This window comes from Paraburkholderia sp. BR13444 (assembly GCF_040948755.1).
Classification (GTDB): Bacteria; Pseudomonadota; Gammaproteobacteria; order Burkholderiales; family Burkholderiaceae; genus Paraburkholderia; species Paraburkholderia youngii.
In genome coordinates, this window is the sequence record NZ_JBFPKM010000005.1 from 194214 (window position 1) to 212848 (window position 18635).

At 63.5% G+C, this 18635-nt stretch carries 19 protein-coding genes and 1 pseudogene; 12 read left to right on the plus strand and 8 right to left on the minus strand.

The genetic code is table 11. From position 1 onward, the window contains the following. Positions 1-33 precede the first annotated feature (33 nt). From AB3X95_RS16700 to AB3X95_RS16715, 4 genes are all read left to right on the plus strand, one after another. Complete coding sequence (locus tag AB3X95_RS16700) at positions 34-1440, plus strand: selenium-binding protein SBP56-related protein (RefSeq protein WP_368621941.1); 1407 nt, start codon at positions 34-36, stop codon at positions 1438-1440. Beyond that, complete coding sequence (locus AB3X95_RS16705; protein ID WP_176367532.1) at positions 1437-2120, plus strand: hypothetical protein; 684 nt, start codon at positions 1437-1439, stop codon at positions 2118-2120. The genes AB3X95_RS16700 and AB3X95_RS16705 overlap by 4 nt, the downstream gene beginning before the upstream one ends. 107 nt (positions 2121-2227) lie before the next feature. After that, a complete protein-coding gene (locus AB3X95_RS16710) occupies positions 2228-2380 on the plus strand; it encodes a DUF6496 domain-containing protein (protein WP_176107560.1) in 153 nt (50 codons plus the stop codon). Positions 2381-2407: 27 nt separating this feature from the next. Further along, positions 2408-3070, plus strand: a complete 663-nt coding sequence (locus AB3X95_RS16715; protein WP_176107561.1) for a UdgX family uracil-DNA binding protein — start codon at positions 2408-2410, stop codon at positions 3068-3070. On the opposite strand, the gene AB3X95_RS16720 is transcribed toward AB3X95_RS16715, so the two are convergent. Together AB3X95_RS16720 and AB3X95_RS16725 are read right to left on the minus strand one after the other, a co-directional pair. Then, positions 3062-4000 carry a DUF72 domain-containing protein gene (locus tag AB3X95_RS16720; RefSeq protein ID WP_368621942.1) on the minus strand — a complete coding sequence of 313 codons (939 nt, stop codon included), beginning with the start codon at positions 3998-4000 and terminating at the stop codon, positions 3062-3064. The genes AB3X95_RS16715 and AB3X95_RS16720 overlap by 9 nt on opposite strands. Beyond that, on the minus strand, positions 3997-4230 hold the full coding sequence (locus AB3X95_RS16725; protein WP_176107563.1) for a DUF2795 domain-containing protein: 234 nt from the start codon (positions 4228-4230) through the stop codon (positions 3997-3999). Before AB3X95_RS16725 ends, AB3X95_RS16720 begins: the two co-directional genes overlap by 4 nt. 156 nt (positions 4231-4386) lie before the next feature. On the opposite strand from AB3X95_RS16725, the gene AB3X95_RS16730 reads away from it, so the two are divergent. Further along, positions 4387-5325 carry an NADP-dependent oxidoreductase gene (locus tag AB3X95_RS16730; protein ID WP_368621943.1) on the plus strand — a complete coding sequence of 313 codons (939 nt, stop codon included), beginning with the start codon at positions 4387-4389 and terminating at the stop codon, positions 5323-5325. A gap of 28 nt (positions 5326-5353) precedes the next feature. On the opposite strand, the gene AB3X95_RS16735 is transcribed toward AB3X95_RS16730, so the two are convergent. Next, positions 5354-5854: a MarR family winged helix-turn-helix transcriptional regulator gene (locus tag AB3X95_RS16735; RefSeq protein WP_176107565.1), complete on the minus strand. Its 501-nt coding sequence runs from the start codon at positions 5852-5854 to the stop codon at positions 5354-5356. Between the two features lie 187 nt (positions 5855-6041). On the opposite strand from AB3X95_RS16735, the gene AB3X95_RS16740 reads away from it, so the two are divergent. Both AB3X95_RS16740 and AB3X95_RS16745 read left to right on the plus strand, forming a co-directional pair. Next, positions 6042-7142: a Rieske 2Fe-2S domain-containing protein gene (locus AB3X95_RS16740; RefSeq protein WP_368621944.1), complete on the plus strand. Its 1101-nt coding sequence runs from the start codon at positions 6042-6044 to the stop codon at positions 7140-7142. Then, on the plus strand, positions 7139-8104 hold the full coding sequence (locus AB3X95_RS16745) for a 2Fe-2S iron-sulfur cluster-binding protein (RefSeq protein ID WP_368621945.1): 966 nt from the start codon (positions 7139-7141) through the stop codon (positions 8102-8104). The genes AB3X95_RS16740 and AB3X95_RS16745 overlap by 4 nt, the downstream gene beginning before the upstream one ends. A gap of 38 nt (positions 8105-8142) precedes the next feature. On the opposite strand, the gene AB3X95_RS16750 is transcribed toward AB3X95_RS16745, so the two are convergent. The 3 genes and pseudogenes from AB3X95_RS16750 to AB3X95_RS16760 all read right to left on the minus strand — a co-directional run bounded on the left by AB3X95_RS16750 (position 8143) and on the right by AB3X95_RS16760 (position 11520). Then, on the minus strand, positions 8143-10599 hold the full coding sequence (locus tag AB3X95_RS16750) for a penicillin acylase family protein (protein WP_368621946.1): 2457 nt from the start codon (positions 10597-10599) through the stop codon (positions 8143-8145). A 176-nt stretch (positions 10600-10775) separates the two neighbouring features. Beyond that, a complete protein-coding gene (locus tag AB3X95_RS16755) occupies positions 10776-11051 on the minus strand; it encodes a hypothetical protein (RefSeq protein WP_176120629.1) in 276 nt (91 codons plus the stop codon). Continuing rightward, positions 11048-11520: pseudogene (locus AB3X95_RS16760) on the minus strand (DUF2778 domain-containing protein). The gene AB3X95_RS16755 and the pseudogene AB3X95_RS16760 overlap by 4 nt, the downstream one beginning before the upstream one ends. A gap of 291 nt (positions 11521-11811) precedes the next feature. On the opposite strand from AB3X95_RS16760, the gene coxB reads away from it, so the two are divergent. From coxB to AB3X95_RS16785, 5 genes are read left to right on the plus strand one after another with little or no spacing between them, the layout of a single operon-like run. After that, the gene (gene coxB, locus AB3X95_RS16765; protein ID WP_368622110.1) at positions 11812-12801 is read left to right on the plus strand and encodes a cytochrome c oxidase subunit II; all 990 of its coding nucleotides are present in this window, start codon (positions 11812-11814) and stop codon (positions 12799-12801) included. 28 nt (positions 12802-12829) lie between these two features. Further along, entirely contained in the window at positions 12830-14827 is a 1998-nt protein-coding gene (gene ctaD / locus AB3X95_RS16770; protein ID WP_368621947.1) for a cytochrome c oxidase subunit I, read from the plus strand. Between the two features lies 1 nt (position 14828). Next, complete coding sequence (locus tag AB3X95_RS16775) at positions 14829-15470, plus strand: heme-copper oxidase subunit III (protein WP_368621948.1); 642 nt, start codon at positions 14829-14831, stop codon at positions 15468-15470. Next, positions 15467-15883 carry a hypothetical protein gene (locus AB3X95_RS16780; RefSeq protein WP_368621949.1) on the plus strand — a complete coding sequence of 139 codons (417 nt, stop codon included), beginning with the start codon at positions 15467-15469 and terminating at the stop codon, positions 15881-15883. Before AB3X95_RS16775 ends, AB3X95_RS16780 begins: the two co-directional genes overlap by 4 nt. Further along, a complete protein-coding gene (locus AB3X95_RS16785; RefSeq protein ID WP_368621950.1) occupies positions 15883-17241 on the plus strand; it encodes a cytochrome c in 1359 nt (452 codons plus the stop codon). Before AB3X95_RS16780 ends, AB3X95_RS16785 begins: the two co-directional genes overlap by 1 nt. A 16-nt stretch (positions 17242-17257) precedes the next feature. On the opposite strand, the gene AB3X95_RS16790 is transcribed toward AB3X95_RS16785, so the two are convergent. Both AB3X95_RS16790 and AB3X95_RS16795 read right to left on the minus strand, forming a co-directional pair. Beyond that, on the minus strand, positions 17258-17731 hold the full coding sequence (locus AB3X95_RS16790; protein WP_368621951.1) for a Fis family transcriptional regulator: 474 nt from the start codon (positions 17729-17731) through the stop codon (positions 17258-17260). A 108-nt stretch (positions 17732-17839) separates the two neighbouring features. Further along, positions 17840-18580 (minus strand): 3-ketoacyl-ACP reductase, encoded by a 741-nt coding sequence (locus tag AB3X95_RS16795; RefSeq protein ID WP_176107575.1) that lies wholly within the window; start codon positions 18578-18580, stop codon positions 17840-17842. Positions 18581-18635: the final 55 nt, after the last annotated feature.

Consider the following 18635-nt stretch of genomic DNA (forward strand, 5'->3'; position numbering starts at 1 on the left):
GCTTCCGTTCAGAACGACAGGGAGAGTGCCGTCATGGGAATGCGCCCCGATCCTACCTTTCATGCATCGCCGAAGCTTGCGATGGATGCGCCGGCGGAAGAATACGCATACACGGTGCTGCTAAGTCCGGATTCCTCGCAGCCCGACGCGCTCGCCGTGATCGACGTGAAGCCCGGTTCGCCGACCTATGGCCAGGTGGTCCACACGGTGCCGGTGCCGAACAAGGGCGACGAATTTCATCACTTCGGCTGGAACGCGTGTTCGTCCGCGTTGTCGCCATTGACGGGCCACGCATTTCTCGAGCGACGCTATCTGATCATTCCGGGCATGCGCTCGTCGCGCATCTATATCGTCGATACGAAGCCGCATCCGACCCAGGCGAAGATTCACAAGATCGTCGAGCCAGAGGAAATCTTCCGCAAAACCGGCTATTCGCGTCCGCACACCGTGCATTGCGGACCGGAGGGCATCTACGTGAGCACGCTCGGCGGTGGCGGCAAGGACGGCACCGACGGGCCGCCCGGAATCTTCATCATGGATTGCCAAACGTTCGAGGTGTTGGGACGCTGGGAAATCGAGCGCGGCGCGCAGGAAAAGCACTACGACTTCTGGTGGAATCTGCCGCGCGATTACATGGTGTCGACCGAATGGGCGCTGCCGCCGCAATTCGAAAACGGCATCGTGCCTGAAGACCTGCTTTCGAACAAATACGGCCACCGCGTGCACTTCTGGGATCTGCGCGCAAGACGCAACGTGCAGACGCTCGATCTCGGCGCGAACCATCAGATGGCGCTCGAAGTGCGGCCCGCGCACGATCCGAGCCGCGAATACGGATTTATCGGCGTCGTGGTCGATACCACGAATCTGGAAGGGTCGATCTGGACCTGGTGGCGCGAAGGCGGCCACTTCCACATCGAAAAGACCGCGACCATTCCGCCGGAGCCCGCGCACGCCGACGAGTTGCCGCCGTTGCTGCAAGGTTTCGGCGCGGTGCCGCCGCTCGTCACCGATATCGATCTTTCGATCGACGACAAATTCCTCTACGTCTCGTGCTGGGGCACCGGCGAGATGCGCCAATACGACGTGACCGAACCGCGCAAGCCGAAATTGACGGGCTCGGTGCGCATCGGCGGCATCGAACGTTGTACGCCGCATCCGAACGGCAAGGCTTTCGCCGGCGGTCCGCAGATGGTCGAGATCAGTCGCGATGGCAAGCGCGTCTACTGGACCAACTCGCTCTATTCGACGTGGGACGACCAGTTCTATCCGGACGGTGTGCCCGGCGTGCAAGTGATGGCGCACGCCGATCCGAATGGCGGTCTCAAACTCGCCGAAGATTACTTCGTCGAATTTCCCGCTGGCTATCGCGCGCACCAGATCCGTCTCGAAGGCGGCGACTGTTCTACCGATTCTTTCTGCTATCCGTCGGTGGGCATTTGAGCGGCTCGGTGTCGCCGCAAGCGGCACTGTGGCTCGCCGTCGTCGCGAGCGGCGTGTACCACGGGCTCAATCCGGCAATGGGGTGGCCGCTCGCGGTGTCGAACGCGCTGATGCAGCGACGCTCGCAAGCGCTGGTAGTCGCGCTTCTTTATCTCGCGGCCGGACACGCGCTCGCGATACTGCTGATGATGCTGCCGTTTGCGATGCTTGCGAGCTTGCTTGCGTGGCAGCGTCAGATGCAGATCGGCGCGAGTTTGCTGGTGATCGGCTTCGGTCTGGTGTTGCTGATGCGCCGCCGTCATCCGCGCGTGCTGGCGAGAATTCCGCCATCTCGGCTCGCGCTATGGTCGTTCGCGGTGGCGATCGCGCACGGGGCCGGCTTGATGCTGGTGCCGATCTATCTCGGTCTGTGCCGCGCCGACGCGATGGACAGCGCGCACCAAGCCGCCCAAGCGCTGATCGAAACGAGTCTGCGCATGGCGCTGTCGGTCTCCGCGGTGCATGCGGCGACGATGACGATCGCCGGCGGCGTGCTGGCGTGGCTCGTTTATCGCTATCTCGGACTCAGGTTCGTGTCGCGCAGCTGGTTCAATCTCGATGCGGTGTGGGCCTCGAGTCTGATTCTGGTGGGGGGCGTGTCGCTGGCGTTGAATGCGTCGGCAACGGGTGTTTCCGGGTGATTTCGACGAACTCGCGGGCACGGCGTATGCTGCGCAGTTTCGGTGCAGGAACGCCATTGCGTGCGGGTCCTGATTTTTCCTTTCGTCATCTACACCCGGAGAAGATCATGCCGCTGAAGAAAGGTACATCGAAAGAGACCGTGTCGCACAACATCAAGACCGAGACGAAGCATGGCAAGCCGCACAAGCAGGCTGTCGCGATCGCATTGAATCAGGCGCGCAAGTCGGGCGCGAAGATTCCGAAGAAGAGCGAGAAATAAGCTGCTTCGGCACGCGCGGTCGTACCCATGACCGACAAACCGCAGAAAAAGCGCGCGCATGGCGACGCGCAATCGGAGCCAGCGGATGTCGAACCCGATCAGCATCCGGCGAAGCTCGGCGATTGCCGCCGCTGCGCGCTCTGGCGCAACGCGACTCAGGCCGTGCCCGGCGAAGGGCAGCGGCATGCGTCGATCGTGCTGGTCGGCGAGCAGCCCGGCGATATGGAAGATCTGCAGGGCAAGCCCTTCGTCGGGCCGGCCGGCGCGTTGCTCGACCGAGCGCTCGAAGAAGCCGGCGTCAAGCGTAACGACGTGTACGTGACCAACGCGGTCAAGCATTTCAAGTGGATTGCGCGCGGCAAGCGTCGTTTGCACAAAACGCCCGCTCAGCGCGAAGTCGAAGCATGCAGCTACTGGCTCGAACAGGAACTCGACATGCCGGATGTGCGCGTGGTCGTCGCACTCGGGGCGACCGCGTTGAAAGCGGTTGTCGACGATCCGCACGCGCGTTTGCAGGACGCGTTCGACAAAACGCTCGAACGCGGCGAGAAGCGTGTGGTCGCGACGTACCATCCATCGTATGCGCTGCGCGCGCCGGACCCTGAAACCCGTCGCGAGGTGTACGAGCGCATCGTCGCGGCGCTGCGCACCGCGCAGAAGCTGGCCCACGGCGGCAAGCGATCAGGGTAATGCTGGCGCTTTCGTCGCTTGCATTCCGAGGTTTTTCATCAATCGTTGCGCGTCGAACGGCGCCCGCGCTTTTACGTCATTGTCGAAGTAGCAGTAGACGTCTCGCGTGGCCCGCCGGCGCGGCGCGAGTTGCGGCGCGATCAATCGCGCGTCGGCCGGTTGTGAGCCGCCGCGCCATGCATCGATTCGCTCGGCCCATCGTTGCAGAGCTTCGTCCCCATATGAACCCGAGTATTTGGCTTCGCTGCCGTGCAGGCGGATGTAGACAAAGTCCGCCGTCAGATCTTCGGCGACGGGCCATGGTTCGGTGGAATCGGAAACGACGAGCCCGACGCCGTATTGCCGCAGCAAGGCCACGAACGCCGGATCGACGAAGCTCGCGTGGCGCACTTCGACCGCGTGACGCAGCACCCGCTTGCGATCGATGTCGACGTAGGGCGTCTTGACCCGCTTATCGTGTTGACTGGCGAGCGCCGATGCACTCGCGGTGTCGGGCGGCAACTCGTGCAGAAAGCGCTCCATTGCGTCGGGCTCGAATCGGAAGGACGGCGGAAATTGCCACAGGATCGGGCCGAGCTTTTCGTTCAACGCGAGCAGGCCCTGCGCGAAGAAGTTCGCGATGCCGACGCGCGCGCTCGCATCGCGAAACCGCAGCATATGAGTCAGATAGCGCGCGCCTTTGATGCCAAACACGAAGCCGTCAGGCGTTTGCGCATACCAGCGCTGCCAGCTACCGAGCGATTGGAGGCTGTAATGCGTGCCGTTGATTTCTATCGTGCCGAATCGCGCCGACGCGTACTGCAATTCCGATGCATGTTTCAGATCCTCGGGGTAAAAGCTGCCGCGCCAACCTTGATAGCGCCAGCCGGAAATGCCGATATGCACATCGCCGGCCTTCTTCGTTCGCGCGTCGAGTGTGGCGTGCGTCATTGAATACGCGCGATTTCCTTCGCGACCGAGGCCGGACTGTCGAAATTGTGATCGGGCAGACGGTCGACCAGATCGACGATGTCGGTATTCGCGTGATTCTTGCGCGCCTGCGCGACCAGCTTTTCGCGCGTGGTCGGGTAATTCACGCCACTGAGTGCCTTTTCGATGTCAGCGGGATTCGGCTGGCCGGGATGACGATGATCCTGGGAATGAGCGGGGTGCTGTGACATGGTTCCTCCTTGAATGAGTACATCACGACTGCGCGCCTATCGTTACGTGTCGCATATGTCGTGCCGCGGCTCGGGGGCTCGTTGAGGAACGCGGCTTGCGGTCAGCCGGAAAACGCAGCGCCGCTGACACACGACCTTTCAAGGAGAAGGCTCATCATGAGCACGATGCTCGCTTATCGCATTCACAGCTTCGGCGGTCCCGAGGTGTTCAAGGCCGAGGAGATCGAGATCCCCGAGCCAGGCGCCGGCCAGGTGCTGGTGCGCGTGCGCGCGGCCGGCGTCAATCCGGTCGACCTGAAGACACGCGCGGGCCAGTACCCGTTGATCCGCGAAGAACAGCTGCCCTATACGCTGGGGCGCGATTTTTCCGGTGTGGTCGAACGGGTCGGCGAGGGCGCCGCGCAATGGCGCGCGGGCGAGCAGGTGTATGGCTTCGTTGGCCAGGGGCAGGGTGCGTACGCGGAATTCGTCGTCGTGCCCGCGAGCGCGCTAGCGCATGCGCCCGAAGAACTGGACGCGGGGACCGCGGGCGCCGTGCCGCTCGCCGCGTTGACCGCGTGGCAGGGCCTGTTCGAGCACGGCTGCCTCGAAGCGGGCTGCCGCGTGCTGATTCACGCGGGCGCGGGCGGCGTTGGACATTTCGCCGTGCAGTTCGCGAGGCAGAAGGGCGCGCAAGTGTACGCGACGGCGTCCGGCGACGGCATCGAGTTCGTGCGCTCGCTCGGCGCGGATCGCGTGATCGACTATCACGCGCAGCGTTTCGAAGACGTCGCGCGAGATATGGACCTCGTGTTCGATCTGGTCGGCGGCGATACGCAGCGCCGCTCTTGGTCGGCCGTCGCGACCGGCGGCGCACTGATCTCGACGCTCAACGAGCCGTCGCAGACCGAGGCGTCGAGTCATGGCGCGCGGGCCGCGCGTTATACCGCGCGGCCCGACGGGCGGCAATTGACTGAGATCGCGTCGTTGATCAATAACGGCAGCGTGCGAGTCGGGGTCGCCGAACGGTTTTCGTTCGATGCCACGGCCAGGGCGCTGGAACGGCTCGCGAAAGGCCACGTGCGCGGCAAGATCGTGGTGGACATCGCGCCGTAGCACGGACAGCGCGCAGGATGCCAGCGGGCTAGTCCGGAGTCGCGTCGTCGCTCGCACTGCGCAGCGGCGCGCGGCTCTGGTCGTTATTCAGATGCACGAACTTTCTCAATAGCCTCAATAGCTCTCGCGCATCCTCGTCGCCCATGCCGTCGAGCAGGCCGTGATTGAGTGCGTTGACGCCGGGGATCAATTCATCGAGCAACTGCTCTCCTGCCGGCGTCAGTAACAGACGACGCTGGCGGCGCGGCAGAACTTCGCGCACGATCCAGCCTTTCGCTTCGAGCCGCACCGCGATATCGGCGGTGGTGGACGTGTCGAGACCGACTCGCTGCGCGAGCGTGACCTGATCGAGCCCGGGCAATTCCTGCAGCATTCTGAGCACCGCATACTGCACTGGTGTCACTTCGCGCCCGATCAGATCGTGAAACATGGACACGGAAATCTGATGCGCGCGTCGGATCAGATGGCCGGGCTGGTCGTACAGATCGATGCTGATCGCGGAAGTGCTGGTATCGGTTGAAGTGACCATATTAGTTCTGAAGACCTGGTGCCCTTTCGTAGCGAATGGAAATGGCAAATTGATCTTCGTGTTACCTGATTGAAAGTTGGTCTAGGGGAAAACCTTCATTTAATCATTAAAGGCGCATTGAGTACACTGAATCTCAATGAGTGGACTGAATGAAGTGCGCGAACTAACAACAAGGAGTGAGACTGACATGTTTCCCAAGAACGCGTGGTACGTCGCATGTATGCCCGATGAAGTCGCGGATAAGCCGCTCGGCCGGCAGATCTGCGGTGAGCCGATGGTTTTCTATCGCAACGCGGAAGGCGCCGTGGTCGCGCTCGAAGACTTCTGTCCGCATCGCGGCGCGCCGCTGTCGCTCGGTTTCGTGCGCGACGGCACGCTCGTGTGCGGCTATCACGGCCTCGAAATGGGCTGTCAGGGCAAGGCGACCGGCATGCCGGGCCAACGCGTCAACGGCTTTCCGTCGATTCGCCATTATCCGGTGATCGAGCGCTACGGCTTCGTCTGGGTGTGGCCCGGCGATGCGGCGCAGGCCGATGCCGCCAAACTGCATCATCTGGAATGGGCCGAGAGTGCCGAATGGGCATATGGCGGTGGTCTTTATCACATCCGCTGCGATTACCGGCTGATGATCGACAACCTGATGGATCTGACGCACGAGACCTATGTGCACGCGAACAGCATCGGGCAAAAGGAAATCGACGAAGCCGCGCCAAAGACGGTGGCCGAAGGCGATACCGTGCGCACGAGCCGTTTCATGGAAAACGTCGCGGCGCCGCCGTTCTGGAAGATGGCGTTGCGCGGCAATGGTCTCGCCGACGACGTGCCCGTCGACCGCTGGCAGATCTGCCACTTCACGCCGCCGAGTCACGTGCTGATCGAGGTAGGGGTCGCGCATGCCGGGCATGGCGGCTATCACGCGCCGGCTGACAAGAAGGCGTCGTCGATCGTGGTGGATTTCATCACGCCTGAAACCGAAACATCGATCTGGTATTTCTGGGGCATGGCGCGCAATTTCCGTCCCGACGATGCCGCGCTGACCGCCAGCATCCGCGAAGGACAGGGCAAGATCTTCAGCGAAGATCTGGAGATGCTCGAACGTCAGCAGCAGAACCTGCTGCGCTGGCCCGAGCGCAATCTGCTGAAACTCAATATCGATGCGGGCGGTGTGATGTCGCGTCGTGTGATCGATCGGCTCGTCGCGCAGGAGCGCGCGGAGACCGGCGCGCCGCAGGCTGGCGCGCCCCGGGTTGAAGCGACGCGCGTCATTCCGGTGCGGACGGCGACATGAATCATCCCGTGCTGAATGTGGTGGTCGCGCGCCGGCGCGACGAAGCGCCCGGTATCGCCAGCTTCGAACTCGCGAGCGAAAGCGGTCAGGCGTTGCCCGCTTTCGACGCCGGCTCGCACGTCGACGTGCATTTGCCCAACGGGCTCGTGCGTCAGTACTCGTTGTGCAACGATCCGCGCGAAACGCATCGCTATCTGATCGCTGTGCTGCGCGACGAAGCGGGGCGCGGCGGATCGAAAGCGGTGCACGATTTGCTTCGCGAGGGCGATCGCCTGCAGATCAGCGCGCCGCGCAATCATTTCGCGCTCGCTGACGATGCGGCACATCATCTGCTGCTCGCGGGCGGCATCGGTGTCACGCCGATTCTTTGCATGGCCGAGCGGCTCGCCGCCACGGGCGCTTCGTTCGACATGCACTATTGCACGCGCTCGAAGGAACGCACGGCGTTCGTCGAACGTCTTGCACAGGCTGGCTTCGCGAAGTCGGTCCAGCTTCATCACGATGATCATCCGGGCGGCTCGACGTTCGATATCGAACAGACGCTAAGCGATGCACCGCCCGGCACGCATCTGTATGTGTGCGGTCCGCGCGGCTTCATGGATTTCGTGCTCGAGACCGCGCGCGCAAAGGGCTGGCCGGAAAACAGGCTGCACTACGAGTTTTTCGGCGCGGCCGCGAATCAGCCGGCGAAGGGCGGCAGCTTCCAGGTGCGCATCGCGAGCAGCGGCGCGACGATCGACGTGCCGCCCGAATGCACGGTGGTTCAGGCGCTGGCCGCGCATGGCGTCGAAGTGATCACGTCGTGCGAGATGGGTGTGTGCGGCACCTGTTTGACGCGAGTGCTGTCTGGCGAGCCGGATCACCAGGATTCTTATCTGACCGACGAGGAGCGCGCGGCGAACGATCAGTTCCTGCCGTGCTGCTCGCGCGCCAGATCGCCGCTGCTGGTGCTCGATCTGTGATCTTCTGCGGACGACGGGCGGGTCGCCCGTCATACCGCTTATTGCCCTTTCCCCTCGGAGTCCGACGAACTAACCGTGCGCACATTCAACGCCGGATCGCGCGCAATCGCTTCTTCGGAGAACGGAAAAATCGTCCAGCGCTGGGCCGCGTAATCGCGCGTGCCGTCGGCATAGTGCGGCGACGCCGGATCGTCGGATTCAGACGGCGCGAGCAGCGTGCGGGCGGTCACCTGATCGCCCGAGAACCACACGATCTGCAGATACGTGTCGCCCATCGGCTTGACGTTCATCGAATAGCCGCTCGCGTCGAATGGATGCGCGGCACACGCGGAGGTGAAATAGCCACCGGCGTCGCAACCGCCGAATAGCGGAATGCGCTCGTCGCTGCGTTGCACGTAGAGGGCGGCGCTACGCGGCGCATCGATCGCGATGCCAGCGCGTTGCAGTGCCGCGAGCGCGTCATGCAGCGCGGCGGCGAGCTTCGCCGGTTCGGCGGCGATGCCCGCGGGCGTGGTCAACGGCTTCGCGGGATCGAACGGCACCGCGTATAGCTGCGCGGGCGGAAACGTCAGCAGACGTCGCCACAGTTCGTCCCACAAGGTTGCACCCACTGCGCCCGCCGCGGCCGTATCGTCCCATGCGGCCAGTACTTTGCACGCCGCGTGCTGTTGCTCCGGGTTGGGGTCGGCCGGCAGGGCCGCGAGCGCGCTGTTGTTGCACAGACGGTCGAGCACCGGCTGCTTGAACAGCAACGCCGACATCGAGCGACTGTCGAGCGCCGCGCGGCCGAGTGCATCGGCGGAAACGCCATGCGGGTCGTTCTGCAATTGCGCGGCGATCGTATGGCCGAGCCGTGTGCGCAGCGTCTGCGGCGTATCGGTCGCGCCGATGATCTTCGCGTAGCCCGTCATCGGTGCGGCCGGGTTGGTGAGCCAGTAACTGTCGTTGAAGTTGCCGACATAGTCGCGCCGAAGCAGCGACGGCATCCGCGCGACCGGCAACGCACGGTGCTGTACCGCGCCAGGCTCGTTGCGCCAGTCGCAGTCGCTGCGCGAACCGTCGAGGACCGGCACGCCGGGCATGATCTGCGCCACTGCCCGGCTGACCGGCGGCGTGCAACGTTGCGCCAACTCGTCGGGCACGTCCGGGATCGCGCCGATGTCCGCGTACCACACGCGCGGATCGTCGCGGCCGATCGCGAGCGTGTTGACCCACGGCACCGCCGCGTTCTTCTTCTGGATGCGGATGAAATCGTCGAGCGAGGCCGCCTGGTTCCATTCGAGGAAGTTTTCGAACGTGCGGAAATTGTCGGTATTGATATCGCGCAGCGCGAAGGCCTGCTGCGCATTCCACGCTAGCGCGGGCGACATCGCGCCGAGTTTGACGAGCGGTCCGAAGCGGGAGCGATACAGCGTGCGCGACACGGTATGCAGCGAACCGTCGGCGGCGCGCACTTCGACGTTCACGCGCGTCGGCGTCATTGCTTCGCTGTTGCCGTCGACCTGGTACCGGGTCGGCGCGCCAGGTTCGAGCGTCAGCCTGAACAGGCCGAAGCGCTTCGCGGTGGACACGGTATGCGTCCACGCGACGTTGTCGTTGAAGCCGATCACGATCAGCGGCACGCCTGCAAACGACACGCCGCTGACGTTCAGCTTACCGGGAATAGTGAGTTGAGCCTGGTAGAAGCGATCGGGGCCGGTCCAGAACCAGTGCGGATTGCCGAGCAGCAGCGCGCTGCCGGTGTGCGTCGCGTCCGCGCCGAACGCGAGGGCGTTGCTGCCGATGCCAGCTAGGCCGCCGAAGTCGGCGAGCGGTGCAGCGACGGCGGCGTCACCCTGCAACCCGCTTTGCGGCGGGTTCGCCATCGCCTGTGGCGGTTGCGCGGTCGCGATCGCATTGATGAAGCGGGCCTCGCCACCGGCCAGATTCGCCGCGATCTGACGCCGGTAGACGTCCGCGTTGCTGATCTTGCCGAGCCACGGCGCCGCGCGGCAGGCCGCATGCGCGCCCGGAAAATCGCCATGCGCGAGATCGACGACGTAGCGGTTATAGCCGGCGACGAAGCCGTCGATCAGCGCACGCATGTCGTCGGTCTGGCTTTTGCGGTAGCGCGCGACGGTCGCATCGTCGACGATGAAACGGAAGAAGAAATCCGAGTCGAGGTTGTCGGGCTGGCCGAACGTCGCGCCTAACGCGGGGCGCGCGTCGGCGCCGAAGAAGCGCGAGCGTTCGCCGCGATAGGTGACGAAGCTTTCGGTCATCGTGCACAGATTGTCCTGGGCCTGCGCGTAGCCGTACCCGTAGCCGAGGCTGCCCCAGTCGTCGGCTTTGATGTGCGGAATGCCGAGCGCGGTGCGGCGGATATCGGCGCGATAGGGGCCGGTACGCGCGACGTTGTCGGTGTCCTGACTCGCGCAGCCTTGCAAAGCGGCGGCGAGGGGCAGAGCGACCAGCAGGCCGGCGAGGCGGCGGAGCCGCGAGACGTTCGAACGCATGGCTTTTTCGGCCGGGCGGACGTTGAGTGGTGATGCGCGTGGCGATCTCGCGAGCTTAGCGGGTAGTTGAAGGCGGGTCACCGTGGTGAAGCCCAAAAACGACAAAGCCCGCTGGTCGGCGGGCTTCGGGCGCAACGCTTAATGCGGAGGCAGCGATTATTTCCACCGTGAGATGGCTAGTTGTCAAGCTTTCGCTGACCACGCTTCTTGCTTCGCCACACAAGCAGAACTGCTGCGGCGAAACCTAGCACGATAGCGGCCGACGACATGAGGAAGGCGAGGTCGGATTCCTGATATGCCGTCTTGACCCCGTACATACGAACCGCCAATTTCCATATCGGATTCGAAAAGTTCAAGGGCGCTTCTGGATTCATCATCCACCACAGCGCATTGGCAAAGATTGCGAGCAGTAAGGCGAAACCGACCGCGAGACAAATTAGGACTTTTTTCATCTCACAATCACCTCACCGTACGCTTTAAGTTCCGATCCAGGCACTGATACTTTTGGCGTGTTGGTAAATATCGAACGAATATGATGCCAGTCTGCGAGTCGGTCGATAGTTATGCAGCCCTCGCTCCTCCCCAATCGGCCCTTCGGATGCAATCGGAACTGGCCACGAATAATGCCGTCGCATAAGACTTTATCGTCGTCGATATTAGCGTCGATAGCGTAGAGCGCGAACCATTCGCTCTTGTTATTGCCATTCAGGTTAAGCCGATCTTTCCACGGTCCCAGAATGCCGCCGGATCTACGGTCAAAATATAGTACCTGCCGACGGGAATGGCGCCGATCCTCGGCGTGCACATTCCAGCCGCCTTATTGATATAACTCCCCTGCCCGGAGTATGCAGGAAACGATAGAGCGCCAATCCTAAATTCGCTCATTGGCTTACCATTCAATTCGAACGTGCATTGAAACACCTGTCCTCCAGATTGTCCGATAACAGTGAACTCGTAAATAATTAAGTTATGCAGAGCGGCATTCTAAAGGCGATTTTTTTTGAGAAGGAAACTATTAAACTAAATTATTCACGGTAAAAGCTCGGCACACGCGGCCTGATTTTTGCTGACCTGCTTGGGCGTCGTCTCGTTCGCAGGGGACGACGCGTGTTGAAAGCTCATTCACCAGCGGGGTCCCCAGTGGCAGCAGCGCAAGCATCCGGAACGTCAGGACGGCGCATCAGGCGGGGCAGCGTCACGTCGTTAGCGGCGCTGGCTAGCGCGTCCGCAAACTCCGCGCACGCCAACCCGGTGGCACCGCTGAACTACTTCCTGCACGCGGCGGGCCCGGCGGCCCGTCCGACGCTTTACCTCGGCTGGGTTTTCACCGCGATCGTGACGCTGGTCACGCTGATCGTCGCCGGTCTGTTGATCGGCGCGATGGTCCGCAAGCGTCCCGCGACGCAACCGGATGCGCTGAGCGCCGAGCCCGGCGGCATCCGCTGGGTGTTCATCGGTACCGCGGTGTCGTCGGCCGTGCTGCTGGCGATGTTGGTTTACGCACTTATCACGCTCGAATCGGTGGCGTCGCCCGCGTCGTATTCGCAATTGACGATCACCGTGACCGCTTACGACTGGTGGTGGAAGGCCGATTACAGCGACGATCCGAACCCGGCCCGCAACTTCAGTACCGCGAACGAGATTCACATCCCGGTCGGTGAACCCGTGAAGATCCAGCTCAAAAGCGCGGACGTCGTGCACGCGTTCTGGGTACCGCAACTCGCGGGCAAGACGCAGACGATTCCGGGGCAAACCAACGAGCAGTGGATTCAGGCCGACCGGCCCGGCATTTATCGTGGGCAGTGCTCGCAGTTCTGCGGCGCGCAGCACGCGCATATGGCGTTCGAGGTGATCGCGCAGGACGCTGCCGCCTTCAACGCGTGGCGCGACGCGCAGGGACGCGCGGCCAGCGTGCCCACCGGCGATGCGGCGGTCGCGGCCGGCCAGCATCTGTTCGAAGAGCGCTGCGCGGGCTGCCACACGATTCGCGGCACCAAGGCCACCGGCGCGCAGGCCCCCGATCTGACGCATCTCGGCTCGCGCCGGATGATCGCGGCAGGCGCGCTCAGCAACACGCCCGACCATCTGCTCGACTGGATCGAGCACGCGCAGCGAATCAAACCCGACGGATTGATGCCCAGTATCGCGCTGACCACCAGCGAGGCCGCCGCGATGTCGGCGTATCTGGCGACGCTGCATTGAAGCGCATCGCACTCGAGGAGCCCGTTCAATGTCCGATCATCCCGCTTCCGCTTCGCTGCCCGCACTGACCCGCACGCCGCGGCGCGGCCGCGTCGAGCCCGGCAGCGAACAGGAAAAGCGGCTGCGCGAAATCTGGGAGTCGCGGCCCGGCTGGCGTGGCTGGTTCTCGACGGTCGATCACAAGACCATCGGCCTGCGCTACCTGGTGACCGCATTCGTCTTCCTGCTGATGGGCGGCGTCGAAGCGCTGATCATGCGCGTTCAACTGGCGCGTCCCAACGCAACGGTGCTCACGCCCGAACAGTACAACCAGCTGTTCACGATGCACGGACTGACGATGATCTTTCTGTACGCGCTGCCCGTTCTGTCCGGCTTTTCGAACTATATCTGGCCGCTCGTGCTCGGCGCGCGCGACATGGCCTTTCCGCGCCTGAACGCGCTGTCGTATTGGGTGTTCCTGTTCGCCGGCATTTTCCTGTATGCGAGTTTTCCGACCGGCCAGGCCCCCGACGCAGGCTGGTTCAACTACGTGCCGCTGTCCGGGCTCGAATACAGCAACGGCCCGAACATCGACGTGTATGCGCTCGGCATGGTGCTGCTCGGCATCTCGACGACGGTCGGCTCGATGAACTTCGTCGTCACGCTGCTGAGGATGCGCGCGCCGGGCATGTCGCTCGATCGCGTGCCGGTGCTCGTGTGGGGCACGCTGACCGCGTCGGGCGGCAATCTGTTGGCGGTGCCTTCGGTGAGCCTCGCGTTTCTGATGCTGTGGATGGACCGCCGCATCGGCACGCATTTCTTCGACGTGCTCAATGGCGGGCGTCCGTTGCTATGGCAGCACCTGTTCTGGATCTTCGCGCACCCGTGGGTCTACGTGGTCGTATTGCCGGCGATGGGCATCGTGTCGGATGCGCTGCCGGTCTTTTGCCGCCGGCCGCTGGTCGGCTATGGGCCGGTCGCGTTGGCGACGGTCGCGACGATGGTGCTCGGCTTTGCCGTGTGGATCCACCATATGTTCGCGACCGGCATCCCCGCGCTCGCGCTGTCGTTCTTCGGCTCGGCCAGCATGGTCATCGCGGTGCCGAGCGCGGTCGCGACGTTCGCGTGGGTCGCGACGATCTGGACCGGCCGCCCCGTGTATCGGGTGCCGTTCCTGTTTTTCGCGGGCTTCGTGCTGCTGTTCGTGATCGGCGGCGTCTCCGGCGTGATGACGGCGGCGGTGCCGTTCGACTGGCAACTCACCGACACCTACTTCGTCGTCGCGCATCTGCACTACGTGCTGCTCGGCATCAACGTGTTTCCGGTGATCGGCGGCATCTACTTCTGGTTTCCGAAGTTCACCGGCAGGATGACGAACGAGCGTCTCGGCAAGCTCGCGTTCTGGGTGCTGTTCATCGGCTTCAACGTCGCGTTCTTTCCGATGCATATCGCGGGACTGCTCGGCATGCCGCGCCGCATGTACACGTATCCCGCCGACATGGGCTGGAATACGGTGAACCTCGTCACGTCGCTCGGTTCGTTCCTGTTTGCGGCCGGCGTGCTGCTGTTTCTGATCGATATCGCGGTGAGCCTGAAGCGCGGCAAGCTCGCCGGCAACAATCCGTGGGATGCGCCGACGCTCGAATGGTCGGTCAGCTCGCCGCCGCCGCCGTACAACTTCGCGGTGGTGCCGACGCTCGCGAGCCGGCATCCATTGTGGGAAGGACGCGTCGAAGAGCCGGGGGAGGGGGTTCAAGCGCGCTCGCAACTCGACGAAGGCTATCTGCTCGCGCAAGGTCGCGAAGCGTTGGGCACGACCGCACTGGAGGCGAGTCCCGACGTGATCCTGAAGATGCCCGAAGATTCATACGCGCCGTTCTGGCTCGCGGTCTTCGCCGCGCTACTGTTCGCGGGGCTCGCGTTGACCGCGTGGGTTTTCGTGGGCGCGATGCTGGCCGGTTGCGCGGTGTCGATCATCACGTGGCTGTGGCCCGAGCGAGCGCTGCTCCAGCGCGAGCCGGTCGCGGTCGAGGACGCGGGAGGCTGACATGAGCGATGCACTGAATTTCAATCGCGCATCGAGCGAACCGGACCAGACCGCGCGAGCATTGCCGGTTGGCAGCGCGGGCGAGCGATCGAGCGGCTGGTGGGGCTGCTTCACGCTGATCGCCACCGAAGGTGCGCTGTTCGGTTATCTGATCTTTTCGTATCTGTATCTGGCGTCGCAGAGCCAGCAGCATTGGCCGCCCGAGGGCTTGCCGGAGCTCGGGCTCGGCGGCGCGAATACGGTCATTCTGCTGTCGAGCAGCGTGTTCGTCTGGTTCTGCGAGCGCTGCGTGCGCCGGCGGCGGTTGCGGCTGGGTGTCGCGTCGATGGCGGTGGGCATCGTGCTGGGCTGCATTTTCATGGGCATTCAGTTGCGCGAATGGCACAACCACCCTTATGGCCTGACCTCGCATCAGTATGGCTCGCTGTACTTCACGATTACCGGCTTTCACATGGCGCACGTGCTGGTCGGCGTCGTCGTGCTGACCTTGCTGGCGATCTGGACCGCGCTCGGCTATTTCGACGACAAGCGCTGCGCGGCGCTGTCGATCGGCGGGCTGTATTGGCACTTCGTCGATGTCGTGTGGCTGTTCATTTTCAGCACGCTGTATCTGACGCCGTATCTGTTCCGGGAGTGGTCATGACGACGGTGCCCCGAGACTCGCACATCTCGATGCGGTACGTGCTGATCGGTCTGCTCGCGGCACCGTTCGCGTGGCTGTTGCAGATGATGCTCGCGGAAACGCTCGCCGCGCAGGCCTGCTATCCGCACGACCATCCGCTCGGCGCGCCGCTCGTGTCGTGGATGCGTCCGGCGATCGTCGCGCTCGGCACGGTGTGTCTGGTCACGGGCGCGTTCGGCACGTGGGTCGCATGGCGCAATCTGCGCCGCGTCGCGCCGCTGAAACTCGGTGGGCTGAACGGCGAGCGTCGCACGCGCGCCGAACTCGACTGGTTTCTGACGCACGTCGCGGTGATGACCAGCATGCTATTTCTGTTCGCATTGATCGCGACGGATGTCGCGGTCGCGATCGTGTCGCCGTGCAGGTGGTGGTGATGAAGCGCGACGTTCTCGACACGGTCAGATACGGCATCGTGGCCGCATGCGCGCTGACGATAGCAGCGGCGGCACACGCCGCCAGCGCGGCCGACGCGACGGCAAACGCCGCCAGCACCGCCAACGACGCCGCGCAGATCGCCCGCGGCGCATATCTCGCCAAAGCCGCCGATTGCGCCGGTTGCCACACCGCCGCGCCGCGCGTCCCGCATCCGGGCGCGGCGCCTGAAGCTACGCCGCCGTTTGCCGGCGGGCTCGGCATGGGATCGCCGTTCGGCACGATCTATACGTCGAACATCACGCCGGACCCGCAATACGGCATCGGCCGTTATAGCTATGACGACTTCGCGCGCGCGTTGCGCGAGGGTCTCGCGCCCGGGGGCAAGCGGCTCTATCCGGCGATGCCGTACCCGTCGTTCGCGAAGATCACCGACGACGACATGCACGCGCTCTACGCCTACTTCATGCACGGCGTGCAACCGGTCGCGGTGCCGGCACCGCAAACGCGCTTGCCGTTTCCATTCAATCAGCGCTGGGTGTTGATGTTCTGGGACTGGGTGTTCGCACCGAAAGGCCAGTTCAAGGCCGATGCGAAACATGACGCGCAGTGGAATCGCGGTGCGTATCTGGTGCAATCGCTTGGCCATTGCGGCGCCTGCCACACGCCGCGCGGACCCGCCTACGAAGAGCGCGGCTATGACGAGTCTGCATCGGCCTATCTGACGGGTGGCACCAACGACCACTGGTTTGCGCCGAACCTGAGCGCCGACCCAGGCTCGGGGCTCGGCCGAAGTTCCGCGGCCGACATCGTCGACTTCCTGCGACACGGTCACGGCGGCGGACTCATCACGTTCGGCAGCATGGTGCAGGTCGTCGAAGACAGCACGCAGTACCTGAACGACGACGACCTCGCGGCGATCGCCGCGTATCTGAAGAGCCTGCCGTCGCACGCGCCGAGCGGCAATTTCAACGCACGCTCCAGCGCTGCGCAGCAAACCGTGCAGGCGCTGAAAACCGGCGATGTGGAAAGACCCGGCGCGGGCATCTATGCGTCGTATTGCGCGCGCTGTCATCAGATGGACGGGGCCGGGGTGCCGCATAAATACCCGCGCCTCGCGGGCAACCCCGCGGTGCTGTCGGCATCGAGCGCGTCACTGGTGCGGTTGCTGGTCGAGGGCGGCAGCGGTCCGCATACCGAGTCGGGACCGGAGCCGCACAAGATGCCGTCTTTCGCCGGCAAGCTCACGGACACGGAAATGGCCCGTGTGCTCACCTTTGTTCGAACCACATGGGGAAATGCGGCCGGACCAGTCACGCGAAACGATGTATCTGATGTGCGCGGCGCATTGCACAAGTAAATGCCAATACGCGTCGTTATGCGGTGTTCTCGCTGTCGACGTCACCGTGGCCATTGGCGGCGCTGAACAGGGTCTTCAGCTTCGCGTTGACCGCGATCAACTCTCCCACTGGCGTCATCGCGAGTTGCTGATCGAAGAGCGTGAGGACCTGACCGAGCAGCGCGTAGGCGTCGTGATCGACCACGCAGATGCCGGTTTCGAGTCCCGCCTGGCGGCAGCGCAGAATCACGCCCTCCGCGTCGCGAAACAGCTCGGGCACGGCCGAACCATAGCCGCGCTGATTCAGCAGCATTGCCATGTAAATGGCCTGCGCCATGCTGCCGACGTGATATTGATTGGCGACGCCGCTGCGTAATGCTTCGAGCGTCATGTGATAGTCGAGCGAGATTTCGCCTGCTTTGGCAGGCACGATCGGGCGCAGCATCGCCTTCGGGCGGGTGCGCGGCGACTTCGCGGGTGCGGCGCGAGTAGGGCTCGCTTTTCTGGTCATATGCTCACTGAGGCGGCCGGCTTGCGCCGGGCCGCTAAACCATCACGGAACCTGACAACGTCGATAACGGAACACGGCTGCGCCGCATCACACGCGGCGCCGTTCCCGTTAGCCCATATGCAGACCGCCGTTCAGCGAGAAATCCGCTCCGGTCGCAAAGCCCGCTTCATCCGATGCGATCCACGCGACGATCGACGCAATCTCTTCCGGCGTACCGAGACGCCGTACCGGAATCGTCGCGACGATTTTTTCCAGCACCTCCGGACGGATGGCCTTGACCATGTCGGTGCCGATATAGCCGGGCGACACGGTGTTGACCGTCACGTTCTTGGTGGCCACTTCCTGCGCGAGCGCCATCGTGAAGCCGTGAATGCCGGCCTTGGCGGTGGAGTAGTTGGTCTGCCCGAATTGGCCTTTCTGGCCGTTGACCGACGAGATGTTGATGATGCGTCCAAAGCCCCGGCCGACCATGCTCTCGATGACCTGTTTGGTCACGTTGAACAGACTCGTGAGATTGGTGTCGATCACCGCTTGCCAGTCTTCGTAGGTCATCTTGCGGAACATGCCGTCGCGCGTGATGCCCGCGTTGTTGACGAGCACGTCGACTTCGCCCACTTCCGTCCTGACCTTCTCGAACGCTTTCGCGGTGGACTCCCAATCCGCGACGTTGCCTTCCGAGGCGATGAAGTTAAAGCCGAGCGCCTTCTGATCTTCCAGCCATCGGGCTTTGCGCGTCGAGTTCGGTCCGCAGCCCGCAATGACGGTGTAGTTCTCTTTGTGCAAGCGCTGGCAGATGGCGGTTCCGATACCACCCATGCCGCCGGTTACGTATGCAACACGATTTGCCATAAGTCCTCCTTCTTGTTAGGGGTGAGTTGAGCAAGTTTGATTGGAGGATGGACCT